Below are 15,749 nucleotides of genomic sequence, written 5' to 3'. Positions count from 1 at the left end.
CATGTCCGCGACCCGCACCGCGACACGCCCCACCCCCGTACGCCGCGCCGAGCCCCTCAACGTCTTCGTCTGGCAGGGCACGGACAAGCGCGGCAAGGTGATGAAGGGCGAGCAGCAGGCGAAGAACGCCAATGCGCTGCGCGCCGAACTGCGCAAGCAGGGCATCCAGCCCAGGACGGTCAAGCCCAAGGGCAAGCCGCTGTTCGGCGGTGCCGGCAAGACCATCACGCCGCTCGACATCGCCATCTTCAGTCGCCAGCTCGCGACGATGATGAAGTCGGGCGTGCCGATCGTGGGCGCGATGGAAATCATCGCCAACGGCAACAAGAACCCGCGCATGTCCACGCTGGTCAACAGCGTGCGTTCGGACCTGGAGAGCGGCCTGTCGCTGTACGAGGCGCTGAGCAAGCATCCGGTGCAGTTCGACGAGCTCTACCGCAACCTGGTGAAGGCCGGTGAAGCCGCCGGTGTGCTGGAAACGGTGCTCGACACCGTGGCCACGTACAAGGAAAACATCGAAGCCCTGAAGGGCAAGATCAAGAAGGCGCTGTTCTACCCCGCGATGGTCATCGCGGTGGCGCTGATCGTCAGCTCGATCCTGCTGGTGTTCGTGGTGCCGCAGTTCGAGGAAGTCTTCAAGGGCTTCGGCGCCGACCTGCCCGCCTTCACCAAGATGATCGTCGCCCTCAGCCGCTTCATGGTGAGCTGGTGGTGGGCCGTCTTTGGCGCGGTTGCCGGCGTGATCGTGGCCTTCATCATGGCCAAGAAGCGCTCGGTGGCTTTCTCGCGCCTGCTGGATCGCATGATCCTGAAGGTACCGGTGGTGGGCCAGATCATGCACAACTCGGCCATCGCGCGTTTCTCGCGCACGCTGGCGGTGACCTTCAAGGCCGGCGTGCCGCTGGTCGAGGCGCTGGACACCGTGGCCGGCGCGACCGGCAACGTGCTGTACGAAGATGCCGTGCGCAACATCCGCGACGACGTCTCGGTCGGTTATCCGGTCAACGTGGCGATGAAGCAGGTCAACCTGTTCCCGCACATGGTCGTGCAGATGACCGCGATCGGTGAAGAAGCCGGTGCGCTCGACACCATGCTGTTCAAGGTCGCCGAGTTCTACGAACAGGAAGTCAACAACGCCGTCGATGCGCTGGCCAGCCTGCTGGAACCGCTGATCATGGTGTTCCTGGGCGTGATCGTCGGCGGCATGGTGATCGCGATGTACCTGCCGATCTTCAAGCTCGCCGCCACGGTGGGCTGATCCGGGCGACGACTTAGGCCACAATCGCGCGCATGGCATTCCTCGATCAAAACCCCGCCATCGGTTTCCCGCTGGCGGCCGGGTTCGGCCTGCTGGTCGGAAGTTTCCTCAACGTGGTGATCCTGCGCCTGCCCAAGCGGCTGGAATGGCAGTGGCGCCGCGACAGTCGCGAGCTGCTCGGCGAGCCCGACACCTACGATCCGCCGCCACCCGGGATCGTCATCGAACGCTCGCATTGTCCGCACTGCAAGCATCAGCTGGCCTGGTACGAGAACATCCCGGTCTTCAGCTACCTGGCGCTGCGTGGCAAATGCCGCAACTGCAAGGCGCCGATCTCGCCGCAGTACCCGCTGGTCGAGCTGCTCACGATGGTGCTGGTGCTTGCCAGCGTGTGGCAGTTCGGATTCGGCTGGCAGGGATTCGGCGCGATCGTCTTCACCTGTTTCCTGATCGTCCTGTCGGGCATCGACCTGCGCACGCAGCTGCTGCCAGACCAGTTGACGCTACCCCTGATGTGGCTGGGCCTGATCGCCGCATCGGACAACCTCTACTTCCCGGTGAAGTCGGCGCTGCTGGGCGCGGTCGCAGGCTATCTGTCGCTATGGATCGTGTGGTGGCTGTTCAAGCAGCTCACGGGCAAGGAAGGCATGGGGCACGGCGACTTCAAGCTGCTCGCGGCGATCGGCGCGTGGACGGGCCTCAAGGGCATCCTGCCCACGATCCTGCTCTCCTCCGTGGTGGGCGCGATCATCGGGTCGATCTGGCTGGCCATGAAGGGTCGCGATCGCGCCACTCCGATTCCGTTCGGCCCCTACCTGGCCATCGCAGGCTGGATCGTCTTCTTCTGGGGCGACCGGATGATCGGCACGTATCTGCAGGTATCCGGGCTTCGATAGCCCGCGCCGTGCCGCCGGGGTCGCGCGGCACGGGTTAGGATGCTGCCCGCATGAGCGGATTCATCATCGGCATCACCGGAGGCGTGGCTTCCGGCAAGAGTGAGGTCACGCGCCGCTTCGAGGCGTTGGGCGTGACCGTGGCCGATGCCGACCTGGCCGCACGCGTTGCCGTCGCGCCGGGCTCGCAAGGGCTGGCCGAAGTGGTCGAACAGTTTGGCCGCGACGTGCTGGCCGCCGATGGCAGCCTGGACCGCGCCGCCATGCGACGACACGTGTTCGGTGACGAGGCTGCGCGCAGACGGCTCGAAGCCATCGTCCACCCGCGCGTCCGCGCCGCGCTTCGCGAGGCCTGCCTGGCCGCGCCGGGTGCGTACGCGATCGCCGCGATTCCGCTGCTGGCCGAAGGTGGCGGACGCGAAGCGTACCCGTGGCTGTCGCGGATCCTCGTGGTGGACGTGCCCACCGATGTGCAACGCAGCCGGGTGATGGCGCGCGATCGGGTCGATGCCGAGCTGGCGCAGCGCATGATCGCCGCCCAGGCCACGCGCGATCAGCGCCTGGCCATCGCCGACGACGTGATCGTGAACAGCGGAACGGTCGACGCGCTGGATGCGCACGTGGCGGCCTTGGACCGCCGCTATCGAGCGATCGCCGCTCAGCGGGTCTGACTCAGGCCGTTGGCCAGAGGCCGCGGATGGCGGCGATGCCCTGCCCGCCCACGCCGCGCACGGTGTCGATGTCCTGCGCCGTGAGCCCGCCTATCGCGTACAGCGGCAGCGATACCGACTCGCGCAACCGCGCAAAGCCCTCCCAGCCGATGCCTCCGCGTCCGGGATGGCTCGGCGTGGCCCGCACGTTGCCCAGCACCGCAAACTCGCAACCAAGGGCTTCGGCGGCCTGTAGTTCCTCCAGGGTGTGGCAGGACGCGGCGAGCGTCAGCCCCTCGGGCAGCGGCCGTTCGCGTTGCGCCATCAACTGCGCGGCCGTGAGATGCAGGCCGATGCCGTGCACCTGCGCGAGCGTCGCGTCTGCGTTGACCAGCAGGTCCACACCCGCCACGCGGGCGGCGAGCACCGCGCGCGCCACCAGATCGCGCCAGCGCTGCGGGTCCAGCCCCGGTGCACGCAGCTGCACGCGGCGCACGCCGGTGTCGAAGGCGCGCTGCAGGGAGGTCAGCCACTGCGCGTCGTCGACGGGAGTGGGCGTCACCAGATAGTGCGCGGGCTGCAGCAGCGCCGCGACGACGGGGCGGTCGGCCGGCGGCATCGCGTAGGCGATCAGTTTCGGGGGCGGCACCCATACCAGCGCCTGCCCTTCCCGGCCGCGTACCTGCCCGCGCCACTGGGCGATCAGGCGCACGTCCAGGCACAGGCGTTTGTCGGGGTATTGCTGCGGCACGCTGATCAGCGGTGCGCCGATCTCGACCTCGATGCCGAGCTCCTCGTGCAATTCACGCGCGAGGGCGTCCTCGGCCGACTCGCCGGGTTCGTGCTTGCCGCCGGGGAATTCCCACAGGCCGGCGAGGTCACGACCTTCCGTGCGACGGGCCAACAGGACACGGCCACGCGCATCGCGGATGACGCCGGCGACCACTTCGACATGCCGCGTCGCTGCGCCCGGCGACGGAGCCGGGACAGGCGACGACGAAAGAGGCACGTCGGTGCTCATCGAAGGAGGCGGGACGCGCCCGCCTCAGTCCTGGCCTTCCCCCGCGTACGGGGGAGAGGCGACGGGACGACTGCCGTCAGGCGATCTGCCCATGGCAGTGCTTGTACTTCTTGCCACTGCCGCAGGGGCAGGGGTCGTTGCGGCCGACATTGGCGAATGCGTCACCGGCCGCGGCACCGGCCACCTGCGCGGCTTCCTCGTCGGCGCCGTAGCCACCGGCGGACGCGTGCTGGAACTGCATCTGGCGGGCCTTCGCCTCGGCGGCGGCACGCTCCTGCGCTTCCATCGCGGCGATCTCTTCCTCGCTGCGGATGCGCACACGCGCCAGCAGCGTGACGACTTCGCGCTTCACCTTCTCCAGCATCTCGGAGAACAGTTCGAAGGCTTCCTTCTTGTACTCCTGCTTGGGCTGCTTCTGGGCATAGCCGCGCAGGTGGATGCCCTGGCGCAGGTAATCCATGCGCGCCAGGTGTTCCTTCCAGTTCTGGTCGAGCACGTTGAGCATGATGTGCTTTTCCAGCACGCGCATGGTCTCGTCGCCGAGCTGCGCCTCGCGCTGCGAGAAGTGCTCCTGCAGCGCCTGCTGCACGCGCTCCTCGATGGTCTCGGTGTCGAGCTCCTCGCTCTGCTTGGCCATTGCGACCAGGGGCATCTGCACGCCGAACTCCTGCTCCAGCGCCGCTTCCAGGCCCGGCAGGTCCCACTGCTCGTCGACCGAGTTGGGCGGAACGAAACGCGCAACCGTGTCGGCGACCACGTCGCCGCGGATGCCATCCACGTTCTCGCGCACCGAATCGGCTTCCAGCAGCTCGTCGCGCTGGGAGTAGATCACCTTGCGCTGATCGTTGTTGACGTCGTCGAAGTCGAGCAGGTTCTTGCGGATGTCGAAGTTGTGGGCCTCGACCTTGCGCTGCGCGTTGGCGATCTGCTTGGTCACCAGCGGGCTTTCGATGATGTCGTCTTCCTTCAGGCCCATGCGCGCCATCACGCGCTGCACCCAGTCGGCCGCGAAGATGCGCATCAGGTTGTCTTCGAGCGACAGGTAGAAGCGCGACGAACCCGGGTCGCCCTGACGACCGGCGCGACCGCGCAGCTGGTTGTCGATTCGGCGGCTCTCGTGGCGTTCGGTGCCGACGATGTGCAGGCCGCCGGACGACTTCACGGCCTCGTGGCGTGCCTGCCATTCGGACTTCAGGCGAGCCTTGGTGACTTCGTCGATCTCGCCGCCGTTCTTGGCTTCAATCTCGGCGATCTCGCTTTCCAGCGAGCCGCCCAGCACGATGTCGGTACCGCGGCCGGCCATGTTGGTGGCGATGGTGATCGCACCCGGACGACCGGCCTGCGCGACGATGTGTGCTTCGCGCTCGTGCTGCTTGGCGTTGAGCACTTCGTGGTGGATGCCGGCATCGCGCAGCTGCTGGCTGAGCATTTCCGACACTTCGATCGAGGTCGTGCCGACCAGCACCGGCTGCTTGCGGGCGTTGGCGTCCTTGATCTCGTTGAGCACCGCGCGGTACTTGCCGTTGCGGTTGAGGAACACCGCGTCCGGATGGTCCTTGCGCTGCACCGTCTTGTTGGGCGGGATCACGATGACTTCCAGGCCGTAGATGCTCTGGAATTCGTACGCCTCGGTGTCGGCCGTACCGGTCATGCCGGACAGCTTCTTGTACATGCGGAACAGGTTCTGGAACGTGATGCTGGCCAGCGTCTGGTTCTCGCGCTGGACCGGCACGCCTTCCTTCGCCTCGACCGCCTGGTGCAGGCCGTCGGACCAGCGGCGACCCACCAGGGTGCGGCCGGTGAATTCGTCAACGATCACCACTTCGCCATCGCGCACGATGTAGTCCACATCGCGCTGGTAGATGGCATGCGCGCGCATGGCGGCATTGAGGTGGTGCACCACGCTCAGGTTCTGCGGACCGTACAGCGCATCGTCCTCACCCTGCAGGATGCCCGCCTGGCGCAGCAGCGCCTCGGCATGCTCCTGGCCGGACTCGGACAGATAGACCTGCTTGCCCTTCTCGTCGACCCAGAAATCGCCTTCGCTTTCTTCCGTCGTCTGGCGGACCAGCTGCGGCACGATGCGGTTGACGCGGATGTACAGCTCCGGCGACTCGTCGGCGGGGCCGGAAATGATGAGCGGAGTACGCGCTTCGTCGATCAGGATCGAGTCCACTTCGTCGACGATGGCGTAGTGCAGGCCGCGCTGGAAACGGTCGTCCTTCGACAGCGCCATGTTGTCGCGCAGGTAGTCGAAGCCGAACTCGTTGTTGGTGCCGTAGGTGATGTCCGCGGCGTACGCTTCGTGCTTGTCGCTGTGCGGCATGCCCGGGTAGACGACGCCGACGCTGAGGCCCAGCCAGTTGTAGAGCCTGCCCATCCAGGCGGCGTCGCGGCGTGCCAGGTAGTCGTTCACGGTGACCACGTGAACGCCCTTGCCTTCCAGCGCATTGAGGTACACCGGCAGCGTCGCGACCAGGGTCTTGCCCTCGCCCGTGCGCATCTCCGCGATCTTGCCCAGGTGCAGGACCATGCCGCCGATCAGCTGCACGTCGTAGTGGCGCATGCCCAGCACGCGACGACCGGCTTCACGGCAGACCGCGAAGGCCTCCGGGAGGATGCGGTCCAGCGACTCGCCATCGGCGATGCGCTTCTGGAATTCGGGGGTCTTGGCCTGCAGTTGCTCATCGGTGAGCTTCTGCATCTCCGACTCGAGCGCATTGATCTTGACGACGGAGCGTTGCAGTTGGCGCAGCAGACGATCGTTGCGGCTGCCGAAAACGCGGGTAAGCAGGCTGTTGAGCATGTACGGATCCGGGAAGCGGAACAGGAGGACCGGCTGGAGGACGCGTTCAGAGTCCGCGTCCGCCGGCAAGTTCCCCCAAGAAGAGGTTCGGGCCGGCTCAAATGGAATCGGGGCGCCGTGCGCCCCGATCGTATCGAGCCTGAACTGTGGCCACGCCGATTGTAGCTTGGGGCGAGATCCGACGCTTGCAAGCCATCGGCTTGCGTCGGATCGAGCGCCCGGAGCCTACGGCGGAGGGCCGGGGAAGCGATGCAGCCCAGCGCAGGACACATTCAAGCACCATGAGCTTGCGTCGGATCGAGCGCCCGGAGCCTACGGCGGAGGGCCGGGGAAGCGATGCAATCCGGCATCGGACACATCCAAGCAATGAGCTTGCATCGGGCCGAGCGCCCGGAGCGTGCCGCGGAGGGCCGGGCGAACCGCCACATCACGCATCGGCGCTTCCGATTGGGCCCCGGAAGGGCCTGGCCCCGAGTTCAAATCTCCACGCCGCAGCAAAGCGGCGAGCTGGCAACCCAGCAATCAGCCCTTGATCTGCATCTTCAGCGGCGACTGCTGGCTGAGGAAGTTGCGCGGGTTGACGACGCGGCCGTTTTCCCAGACCTCGAAGTGCACGTGGGCGCCGGTCGAACGGCCCGTGGAACCGGCCTTGGCGACTTCCTGCCCGGCGCGGACCAGCTCACCGACCTTGCGGGTCAGGCGCGAGTTGTGCGCGTAGCGGGTCACGTAGCCGTTGCCGTGATCGACCTCGACGACGTTGCCGTAGCCCGAACGCACGCCCGAGTAGCTGACCACGCCGTCGGCCACGGACAGCACGGGATCGCCGACATTGGCCTTGAAATCGATGCCCTTGTGGTTGGCATGGCCGCCGTTGAACGGGTCGGCGCGACCACCGAAACCGGAGGTGATGTAGCTGTTGGCGATCGGTTCGCGGCCCGGCACGGCATTCATGTCGAGCTGGCGGTTGAACAGCAGCGACTCCAGCACCGAGAGCTGCTCGCCCGAGGCCTTGAACTGCGCGCCCAGCGTGGCCATGCCCTCGTCCAGTTCGGACTTGGTCATGTCGCGGACGGGGCCCACGCCGCCGACGCCGACGGGCTTGTCGAAATCGAACTCGCCATCCTGCAGCTGGCCGATGCGGGTCAGGCGTTCGCCCAGGGCGTTGAGGCGGTTGGCTTCGGCCTGCAGCTCGCCCAGGCGGGCAGCCAGGGCATTGATCTCACGCTGCGCGTCGCGGCGGGTGGTTTCCAGCGCGGCCGCCTGATGGTCGGCCTTGGTGCGCAGCAGTGCGTTGTCGGCCAGACCGATGCCGGCGCCCAGCGCCGTGCCCGTACCCAGCAGAAGCGCGATGGCCAGCGCGGGACGTTGCGCGCCCCAGTACCCTGCGCGATGCAGCCAGTGCGACAGGTGCGCGCGAGTTTTGTTTACGATGGTCGGATAGGTCATGTCTGATGTCTGATTCCAAGCCCAGGTCGCCCAAAGGCCACCTTTCGACTCCACGAGACGCACTGGATGCGCTGCTCGCCGAGCCCGCTGGCGGTCCGTTTCGTCGTGCCTTGTGGCTTGACGAGCTGGACCAACGGTTTCGCCCATTCCTGCCGCCGTCACTGGCCGCGCATGCGCGGCTGGCCAATTACGAACGCGGCAGGCTCGTGTTTGTCGTCGATGCCCCGGTATGGCGTGCCAAGTTGCGGCTCGCTGCCCCTGAACTACTCGACGCGGCCCGTTCCCTCGGGCTGGATGCGGCTGAACTCATCGTCAAAACGACAACCCCGGTGACTGCCTCCCCGCAATCGGACCGGAAAGCCAAACCCATCTCTGCGGCTGCACTGCAATCGTTGCAGGCGGCCCTCGCGTCCTTGAACGACCCGGACCCCTCCGGGTCCAAGGACACACCCTGACAATTTCGGGTCTCTGGCAAGCTCCTTGCCGCGGCCCCCGATACGCCAGGGTTCGGGGCATGCTAAAGGCCTAACCCTATGAAAAAGTTAAAGGGTCAGAAAAATTTCGCTAGAAGTTAGTTAAAAATAAGTTAAGACGTCACGCGATGTTCACGTCTGTGACGCCGTCCCAATTCATGAAAACGATTGCGGCACAGGGGCCGCGCCGCCGGGATCAGGCGGTGACGGGGATGCCGTAGGTCACCGGTGCCGGCCGTGTACCGGTTTCAGTGAAGGTGACCTCATCCCAGGCTGAACGTTCGGCGAGCAGCGCGCGAACCAGCTTGTTGTTGAGCGCGTGGCCGGACTTGAAGCCGACGTAGGTGCCGATGATCGGGTGGCCGGCCAGGTACAGGTCGCCCACCGCGTCGAGGATCTTGTGGCGGACGAACTCGTCGGCGTAGCGAAGGCCGTCGTCGTTGAGGACGCGGAACTCGTCCAGCACGATCGCGTTGTCCATCGAGCCGCCCAGGCCCAGGTTGCGCTCGCGCATGTACTCCAGGTCGCGCATGAAGCCGAACGTGCGGGCCCGGCTGACTTCCTGGATGTAGTTGGCGGTCGAGAACTCCACCACCGCGCGCGACTGCGAGGCCGGGATGGCCGGGTGGTCGAACTGCACGGTGAAGTCGAGGCGGAAGCCGTCGTAGGGCTCGAACCGCGCGACCTTGTCGCCCTCGCGCACTTCGACCGGATGCTTGATGCGGATGAAACGCTTCGGCGCGTCCTGCTCGGCGATGCCGGCGGACTGCAGCAGGAACACGAACGGACCGGAGGAGCCGTCCATGATCGGCACTTCGGCCGCGGACAGTTCCACATAGATATTGTCGACGCCCAGCCCCGCGAGCGCGGACAGCAGATGTTCGACGGTCTGGATCTTGGCCGGGCCGCAGCTCAGACCGGTGCACAGGGTGGTCTCGGTCACCAGCTCCGCACTGGCCGGCACTTCCACCACCGGATCCAGGTCGACGCGACGGAACACGATGCCGGTGTCGACCGGCGCCGGACGCAGCGTGAGAAACACCTTCTCTCCGCTGTGCAGGCCCACGCCGGTGGCGCGGATCACGTTCTTGAGGGTGCGCTGGCGCAGCATTCGGGTGGGACCTGTGGACGGCCTGTCGTGTGGAGCTATGTAGGTGCGTGACGGGCGGGAGACAACGCCTTACCGCCTGAACGGCCGGGAAGAATAGCACCCGGCGGGCTTAACCATGACGGAAACAAGTCACAGCCCTGAACGGGAAACCGGCCGGCCGGCGCGTTTTCGCGACCGGCCGGCCCAAGCCCGGAGGACCGGGTCCAAGGACGACGGAACCACCCGCCCCACTGGCGACGGGGCGTGCGGGTGCCTTCCCCCGGCGAACGGGGGAAGGCGCTTCTTCAGTCTGCCTGGCGGCGCAGGAACGCCGGGATGTCCAGGTAGCTGCTGTCGCTGCCGAAATCGGCCACGGCCGGTGCCGCCGGCTCGGCCGCGCGGGCACTGCCGCGCAGGCTGGTGCCGAAGCCCGGACGGGCCGAAGGCATCTCGTCCATCGCCGAGAACTCCGGCTGACCGGTGGTGGCGTTGCGGACCAGCGAGATCGGGGCGCGCTGCGCCTCGCGCTCGTTGCCGCGCACCGACTGGCGCGCCACGGCACGGTTGAGGCCGGTGGCCACCACGGTGACCTTGACCTCGTCCTGCATGTCCGGATCCAGCACCGTGCCGATGACGACGGTCGCGTCCTCGGAGGCGAAGTTCTCGATGGTGCGACCGACCTCGTCGAACTCGGCCATCGTGAAGTCCGGACCGGCGGTGATGTTGACCAGGATGCCGTTGGCGCCCGACAGGTTCACATCGTCCAGCAGCGGGTTCTGGATCGCCGCTTCGGCCGCGGCCTGCGCACGGTCGTCGCCGCGTGCGGCGCCGGTGCCCATCATCGCCAGGCCCATCTCGCTCATCACGGTGCGCACGTCGGCGAAGTCGACGTTGATCAGGCCCGGACGCACGATCAGATCAGCGATGCCCTGCACCGCGCCGAGCAGCACGTCGTTGGCCGCGCGGAACGCCTGGATCATCGTGGCGTTGCGGCCCAGCACGGTGATCAGCTTCTCGTTCGGGATGGTGATCAACGAGTCGCAGTGGTGGCTCAGTTCCTCGATGCCCTTGAGCGCCACCTGCATGCGGCGACGGCCCTCGAACGGGAACGGCTTGGTCACCACCGCCACGGTCAGGATGCCCATCTCCTTGGCGAGCTGCGCCACGACCGGAGCCGCGCCCGTGCCCGTGCCGCCACCCATGCCGGCGGTGATGAACACCATGTCGGCACCCGTGAGTGCATCCATGATGCGCTCGCGGTCTTCCAGTGCAGCCTGGCGGCCGACTTCCGGATTCGCGCCTGCGCCCAGGCCCTTGGTGACGTTGCTGCCGAGCTGAAGCTGCAGCTTCGCGCCACAGTTCTTGATGGCCTGCGAGTCGGTGTTGGCGGTGATGAACTCCACGCCGTCCACGTTGCCGCTGACCATGTGCGCGACGGCGTTGCCGCCACCACCGCCGACGCCGATGACCTTGATCACCGCATTCGGGGCCATTTTTTCAACCAGTTCGAAATGTGCCATGTCGTCGTCCTCGTTATGTATTGCTAGTTATGTCGTGTGTCTTTCGAATCGCTGGTGTTGCCTGACTGCAAATACCGCTTGTCGTCGCCTCGCCTGCCCGCGTGATCCGCACTCACTGTCCGGACCGGGAACCGGCGGCGGCCCGTGCCGCGTCGATTCCTTGAAACCTGCCGCGCGTCCTGTCGTCAGAACTCGCCGCGATACCAGTTCTTGAGCTTGCTGAAGAAGCTGCCGGCGCGACCGGTCGGAATGACCGGACGACGCGGGTGTTCGATCTGGCTGCCCATCAACAGCAGGCCCACACCGGTGGCATGCACCGGGTTGCCCACCACTTCGCCCAGCCCGGTCACGTGCTGCGGAATGCCCACGCGCACCGGCATCTGCAGCATTTCCTCGGCCAGCTCGACCACGCCTTCCATCTTCGCGGCGCCGCCCGTGAGCACCATGCCGGCGCGCACGTGCTGCTCGAAGCCGCTGCGGCGCAGCTCGGCCTGGATCATTTCGAAGATCTCCTCGTAGCGCGCCTGCACGGCCTGCGCGAGCGAAGCGCGCGGCATGCGGCGCGGCGGGCGATCGCCGACGCTGGGTACCTGGATCGATTCTTCCGCCGTCGCCATCTGCGCCAGCGCACACGCGTAACGCACCTTGATCTGCTCGGCTTCCGGCGTCGGCGTGCGCAGCATGTGCGCGATGTCCTCGGTCACCTTGTCGCCGGCGATCGGCAGGCTCGCGCTGTGCGCGATCGCACCGCCGACGAACACCGCGATGTCGGTCGTACCCGCACCGATGTCGACCAGCACCACGCCGAGTTCGCGTTCGTCGCTGGTGAGCACGGCCTGGCTGGAAGCCAGCACGCTCAGGATGAGGTCGTCCACCTGCAGGCCACAGCGCTGCACGCACTTGCTGATGTTGGCCGCGGCCGACTGCGCGCACACGACCAGGTGCGCGTGCACCTCCAGGCGCACGCCGGTCATGCCGACCGGGTTGCGGATGCCTTCCTGCGAATCGTCGAGCACGTAGTCGCGCGGGATGGCGTGCAGGATCTTCTGGTCGGCCGGAATCGCCACCGCCTTGGCCGCTTCGAGCACGCGATCCAGGTCGCCGTAGGTCACCTCGCCATCGCGGATCGGCGCGATGCCCTGCGAATTGCGGCACTGCACGTGGTTGCCCGAGATCGACGCGTAGACCGAACGGATCTCGCAGCCGGCCATCAGCTCGGCTTCCTCGATGGCGCGCTGGATCGACTGCACGGTGGACTCGATGTCCACGACGACGCCGCGCTTGAGGCCGCGCGATTCGTGCGAGCCGATGCCGATCACCTCGATGGGGTTGCCCGGCGAGTACTCGCCGACCAGCGCCACCACCTTCGAGGTGCCGATGTCGAGGCCGACGATCAGCGACTTGTCACCCTTGCGATTCATGATTGTCCTTGCTGCTGCGGCACTGCCACCGGCGCCGGCATGGGCGCCCACGTCAGTGCGAAACCATTGGTGTAACGAAGATCGGCCCGTTGCAGCATCTGTGCCTGCTGCGCGAGCAACTGCGGCAGCAGCCGCACGAAGCGGCCCAGGCGCGCACGCGCTTCATTGCGGCCGACCACGATGCGCGCGCCGTTGTCCAGCCCCAGCGTCCAGCTGCCGCGCGGATCGAGTTCGACATCGCGCACGTCCAGTCCGATCGGCGCGAACAGTTCGCGCGACTGGTTGTAGAGCTCCACCACTTCGCTCACGCGCGACTCGGGGCCGCCGAACTGCGGCAGACCCTTGGGCACCTGGATGCCCTTGGCCGGGAACAGCTTGCCCTGCTGCGAGAGGAGCAGGTCGTCGCCCCAGCGTGCGAACGGGCGGTGTTCGGACACGGTGACTTCCAGCACGTCCGGCCAGCGCTTGCGCACTTCGGCACGCTCCACCCACGGCAGCTTCGACACCGCGTCCTGCGCCGCGGCCAGGTCGACCGCGAAGAAACCGTGCTGCGCATACGGCAGCAGCGTCTTCTGCAGCAACGCGCCATCCACGCGCTCGAACTGGCCGGTCACGCGCAGCTTGGTGAGCGGCCACTGCGATGCGCCGACCCAGCCGTTGAGCACGGCGACGATCGGCAGCACCACCAGTGCCAGCGCGAGGACCCACCCGACGAGGCGAAGCATGGCGTTCACGCCACCGCACCTCCTTGGCTGGCGAGGCTGGACTCAAGCACGCGCCAGCACAGCTCCTCGAAGGGAATGCCGACCTGGCGCGCCGCCTTGGGCACCAGCGAATGGCTGGTCATGCCCGGCGCGGTGTTCACCTCGAGCAGGAAGAACCGGCCACTGGTGCGGTCGCGCATCACGTCCACGCGCCCCCAGCCGTAGCAGCCCGCGGCTTCGAACGCGGCAAGTGCGATGCGACGGATCTCGTCTTCCGCCTCGCCTTCCAGGCCGGGGCACAGGTACTGCGTGTCCTCGGCGATGTACTTGGCGTTGTAGTCGTACCACTCGCCCTTGGGAACGATGCGGATCGACGGCAGCGCCTGGTGCGCGCCATCCGAGCCCAGCACGGCCACGGTGAGTTCGTCGCCGACGACCAGCTGTTCCATCAGCAGTTCGCCGGGATAGCGCGCGGCCAGCTCGACCGCTGCTTCGAGGTCGGCGTCGTTGAACACGCGCGACACGCCGACGCTGGAGCCTTCGCTGGACGGCTTCACGATCACCGGCAGGCCCAGCTCGCGCGCGGCGGCGTGCACGTCGTCGCCCTTGGCAAGGCGCACGTAGCGCGGCGTCGGAAGCCCCATGCTCAGCCACACCTGCTTGGTGCGGATCTTGTCCATGCTCAGCGCCGAACCCAGCACGCGCGAACCCGTGTACGGAACGCCCAGCGCCTCGCACAGGCCCTGCAGCACGCCATCCTCGCCACCGCCCTTGTTGCCATGGAGGATGTTGAAGACGCGATCGACCGAATTGGCGCGGATGGCATCGAGCAGTGCCGGAATGCCGTCGATCGCGACAGCGTCCACACCGCGCGAGCGCAGCGCTTCGAGCACATTGCGGCCCGAATCCAGCGATACCTCACGCTCGGCGCTGGTGCCTCCCATCAGCAACGCGACGCGGCCGAACGCGGCCGGATCCGTGATCCGGGTCGGGCCGATCTTCGGCTGGGTGGACTGCGCGCTCACTTCTTTTCTCCGTTGGAACCGTTGAAGCCGTTCGCCGCGATCTGCTGTGCGGCGTAGCCGATGTCGCCTGCGCCCATCATCAGCAGCAGGTCGCCGTCGTTGAGGACGTCGGGCAGCACGCTGGACAGGTCGGCGGCGCCGCCCACCACGATGGGATCGATGCGGCCGCGCGCGCGGATGGCACGCGCCAACGACTTCGCATCGGCACCCGCGATCGGCACTTCGCCGGCGGGATACACCTCGGTGAGCACCAGCATGTCCACGCTCGACAGCACGGCGGCGAACTCGTCGAACAGGTCGCGCGTGCGGCTGTAGCGGTGCGGCTGGAAGGCCACCACCAGGCGCTTGTCGGGCCAGCCACCGCGCGCGGCGGCGAACACGGCTTCCAGTTCCTTGGGGTGATGGCCGTAGTCGTCGACCAGCTGCACGGTCGCGCCCTTCGCGGTGGTCGGGCTGGCGAGCAGGTTGAAGCGACGCCCGACGCCGGCGAAGTTCTGCAGTGCGCGTGCGATCGCTTCGGCGGCCACGCCCAGCTGCCATGCGACCGACGCGGCGGCCAGCGCATTGAGCACGTTGTGGCGACCCGGCAGCGCGAGCGTGATCGGCGTGCGCGTGGCATCGGGCAGGCACAGCGTGAAGCGCATGTGCGGACCGTGCTGCTGCACATCCTCGGCGCGCACGTCGGCCTCGTCGCTGAAGCCGTAGGTCATGACGTGGCGCGGCGTCTTCTTCGCCAGCGCGGCGACCTCGGCGTCGTCGATGCACAGAACCGCCAGCCCGTAGAACGGCAGGCGGTGCATGAATTCCTCGAACGCCGCCTGTACCTTGGCGAAGTCGCCGCCGTAGTTCTCCAGATGGTCGGCATCGATGTTGGTAACGATGGCGATCTGCGGATTCAGGCGCAGGAAGCTGCCGTCGCTCTCATCGGCCTCGGCCACCAGCCATTCGCCCTTGCCCAGGCGCGCATTGGCGCCGGCCGCGAGCAGCTGGCCGCCGATCACGAAAGTCGGGTCGATGCCGCCTTCGGCGAGCACGCTGGCCGCCAGCGAGGTGGTGGTCGTCTTGCCATGCGTACCCGCCACGGCGATGCCGCGCTTGAAGCGCATCAGCTCGGCGAGCATCTCCGCGCGCGGCACCACGGGAATGCGCTGCGCATGGGCTTCCATCAGCTCCGGGTTGTCGGGCTTGATCGCACTGGACACGACCACGCAATCGGTGCCCAGCACGTTGGCGGCCGCGTGGCCTTTGTTCACCGTCACGCCGAGCGAAGCCAGGCGGCGCGTCACCGCGTTGTCGGCGTTGTCCGAACCGGACACCTGATAGCCCAGCGTGCACATCACTTCCGCCAGGCCGCTCATGCCGACGCCACCGACGCCGACGAAATGCACGCGCGGGAACGCCTTGGCGAGGTCGCCGGTGTGCTGCAGGCGGCGACGCAGGGC

13 protein-coding genes are annotated in these 15,749 nt (G+C 67.1%); 4 read left to right on the top strand and 9 right to left on the bottom strand.

Going from position 1 to position 15,749, the window contains the following annotated elements; all coding sequences use genetic code 11:
* The first annotated feature begins 1 nt into the window (after position 1).
* From QLQ15_RS07850 to coaE, 3 genes are read left to right on the top strand one after another with little or no spacing between them, the layout of a single operon-like run.
* Positions 2 to 1,258: a type II secretion system F family protein gene (locus QLQ15_RS07850; protein WP_283212265.1), complete on the top strand. Its 1,257-nt coding sequence runs from the start codon at positions 2 to 4 to the stop codon at positions 1,256 to 1,258.
* 32 nt (positions 1,259 to 1,290) lie between these two features.
* Positions 1,291 to 2,154: a prepilin peptidase gene (locus QLQ15_RS07845; protein WP_283212264.1), complete on the top strand. Its 864-nt coding sequence runs from the start codon at positions 1,291 to 1,293 to the stop codon at positions 2,152 to 2,154.
* A gap of 50 nt (positions 2,155 to 2,204) precedes the next feature.
* Positions 2,205 to 2,822: a dephospho-CoA kinase gene (gene coaE / locus QLQ15_RS07840; protein WP_283212263.1), complete on the top strand. Its 618-nt coding sequence runs from the start codon at positions 2,205 to 2,207 to the stop codon at positions 2,820 to 2,822.
* A gap of 1 nt (position 2,823) precedes the next feature.
* On the opposite strand, the gene QLQ15_RS07835 is transcribed toward coaE, so the two are convergent.
* The 3 genes from QLQ15_RS07835 to QLQ15_RS07825 all read right to left on the bottom strand — a co-directional run bounded on the left by QLQ15_RS07835 (position 2,824) and on the right by QLQ15_RS07825 (position 8,074).
* Positions 2,824 to 3,822 carry a Nudix family hydrolase gene (locus tag QLQ15_RS07835; protein WP_283212262.1) on the bottom strand — a complete coding sequence of 333 codons (999 nt, stop codon included), beginning with the start codon at positions 3,820 to 3,822 and terminating at the stop codon, positions 2,824 to 2,826.
* Positions 3,823 to 3,898: 76 nt separating this feature from the next.
* Positions 3,899 to 6,628, bottom strand: coding sequence for a preprotein translocase subunit SecA (gene secA / locus QLQ15_RS07830; RefSeq protein ID WP_283212261.1), 2,730 nt, complete (start codon positions 6,626 to 6,628; stop codon positions 3,899 to 3,901).
* 522 nt (positions 6,629 to 7,150) lie between these two features.
* Positions 7,151 to 8,074, bottom strand: a complete 924-nt coding sequence (locus tag QLQ15_RS07825; RefSeq protein WP_283212260.1) for a M23 family metallopeptidase — start codon at positions 8,072 to 8,074, stop codon at positions 7,151 to 7,153.
* Positions 8,075 to 8,079: 5 nt separating this feature from the next.
* Between QLQ15_RS07825 and QLQ15_RS07820 the strand changes: the two genes are divergently transcribed.
* On the top strand, positions 8,080 to 8,529 hold the full coding sequence (locus QLQ15_RS07820; protein ID WP_432277786.1) for a DciA family protein: 450 nt from the start codon (positions 8,080 to 8,082) through the stop codon (positions 8,527 to 8,529).
* Positions 8,530 to 8,743: 214 nt separating this feature from the next.
* On the opposite strand, the gene lpxC is transcribed toward QLQ15_RS07820, so the two are convergent.
* The 6 genes from lpxC to murC form a co-directional block, all read right to left on the bottom strand.
* Positions 8,744 to 9,658, bottom strand: coding sequence for a UDP-3-O-acyl-N-acetylglucosamine deacetylase (lpxC, locus tag QLQ15_RS07815; protein ID WP_283212259.1), 915 nt, complete (start codon positions 9,656 to 9,658; stop codon positions 8,744 to 8,746).
* 284 nt (positions 9,659 to 9,942) lie between these two features.
* A complete protein-coding gene (gene ftsZ / locus QLQ15_RS07810; RefSeq protein ID WP_283212258.1) occupies positions 9,943 to 11,157 on the bottom strand; it encodes a cell division protein FtsZ in 1,215 nt (404 codons plus the stop codon).
* Positions 11,158 to 11,342: 185 nt separating this feature from the next.
* A complete protein-coding gene (gene ftsA / locus QLQ15_RS07805; RefSeq protein ID WP_283212257.1) occupies positions 11,343 to 12,578 on the bottom strand; it encodes a cell division protein FtsA in 1,236 nt (411 codons plus the stop codon).
* Complete coding sequence (locus QLQ15_RS07800; RefSeq protein ID WP_283212256.1) at positions 12,575 to 13,312, bottom strand: cell division protein FtsQ/DivIB; 738 nt, start codon at positions 13,310 to 13,312, stop codon at positions 12,575 to 12,577. The genes ftsA and QLQ15_RS07800 overlap by 4 nt, the downstream gene beginning before the upstream one ends.
* Positions 13,309 to 14,280, bottom strand: a complete 972-nt coding sequence (locus QLQ15_RS07795) for a D-alanine--D-alanine ligase (RefSeq protein WP_283213963.1) — start codon at positions 14,278 to 14,280, stop codon at positions 13,309 to 13,311. The genes QLQ15_RS07800 and QLQ15_RS07795 overlap by 4 nt, the downstream gene beginning before the upstream one ends.
* Positions 14,281 to 14,303: 23 nt before the next feature.
* Complete coding sequence (gene murC, locus QLQ15_RS07790; RefSeq protein WP_283213962.1) at positions 14,304 to 15,746, bottom strand: UDP-N-acetylmuramate--L-alanine ligase; 1,443 nt, start codon at positions 15,744 to 15,746, stop codon at positions 14,304 to 14,306.
* Between the last annotated feature and the right edge of the window lie 3 nt (positions 15,747 to 15,749).

Origin of the sequence: Lysobacter stagni, from assembly GCF_030053425.1 — a bacterium.
In the GTDB taxonomy this organism is placed as follows: domain Bacteria; phylum Pseudomonadota; class Gammaproteobacteria; order Xanthomonadales; family Xanthomonadaceae; genus Lysobacter_J; species Lysobacter_J stagni.
Note: the sequence above shows the minus strand (reverse complement) of the source record. Positions and strands in the feature narration are given on the sequence as shown.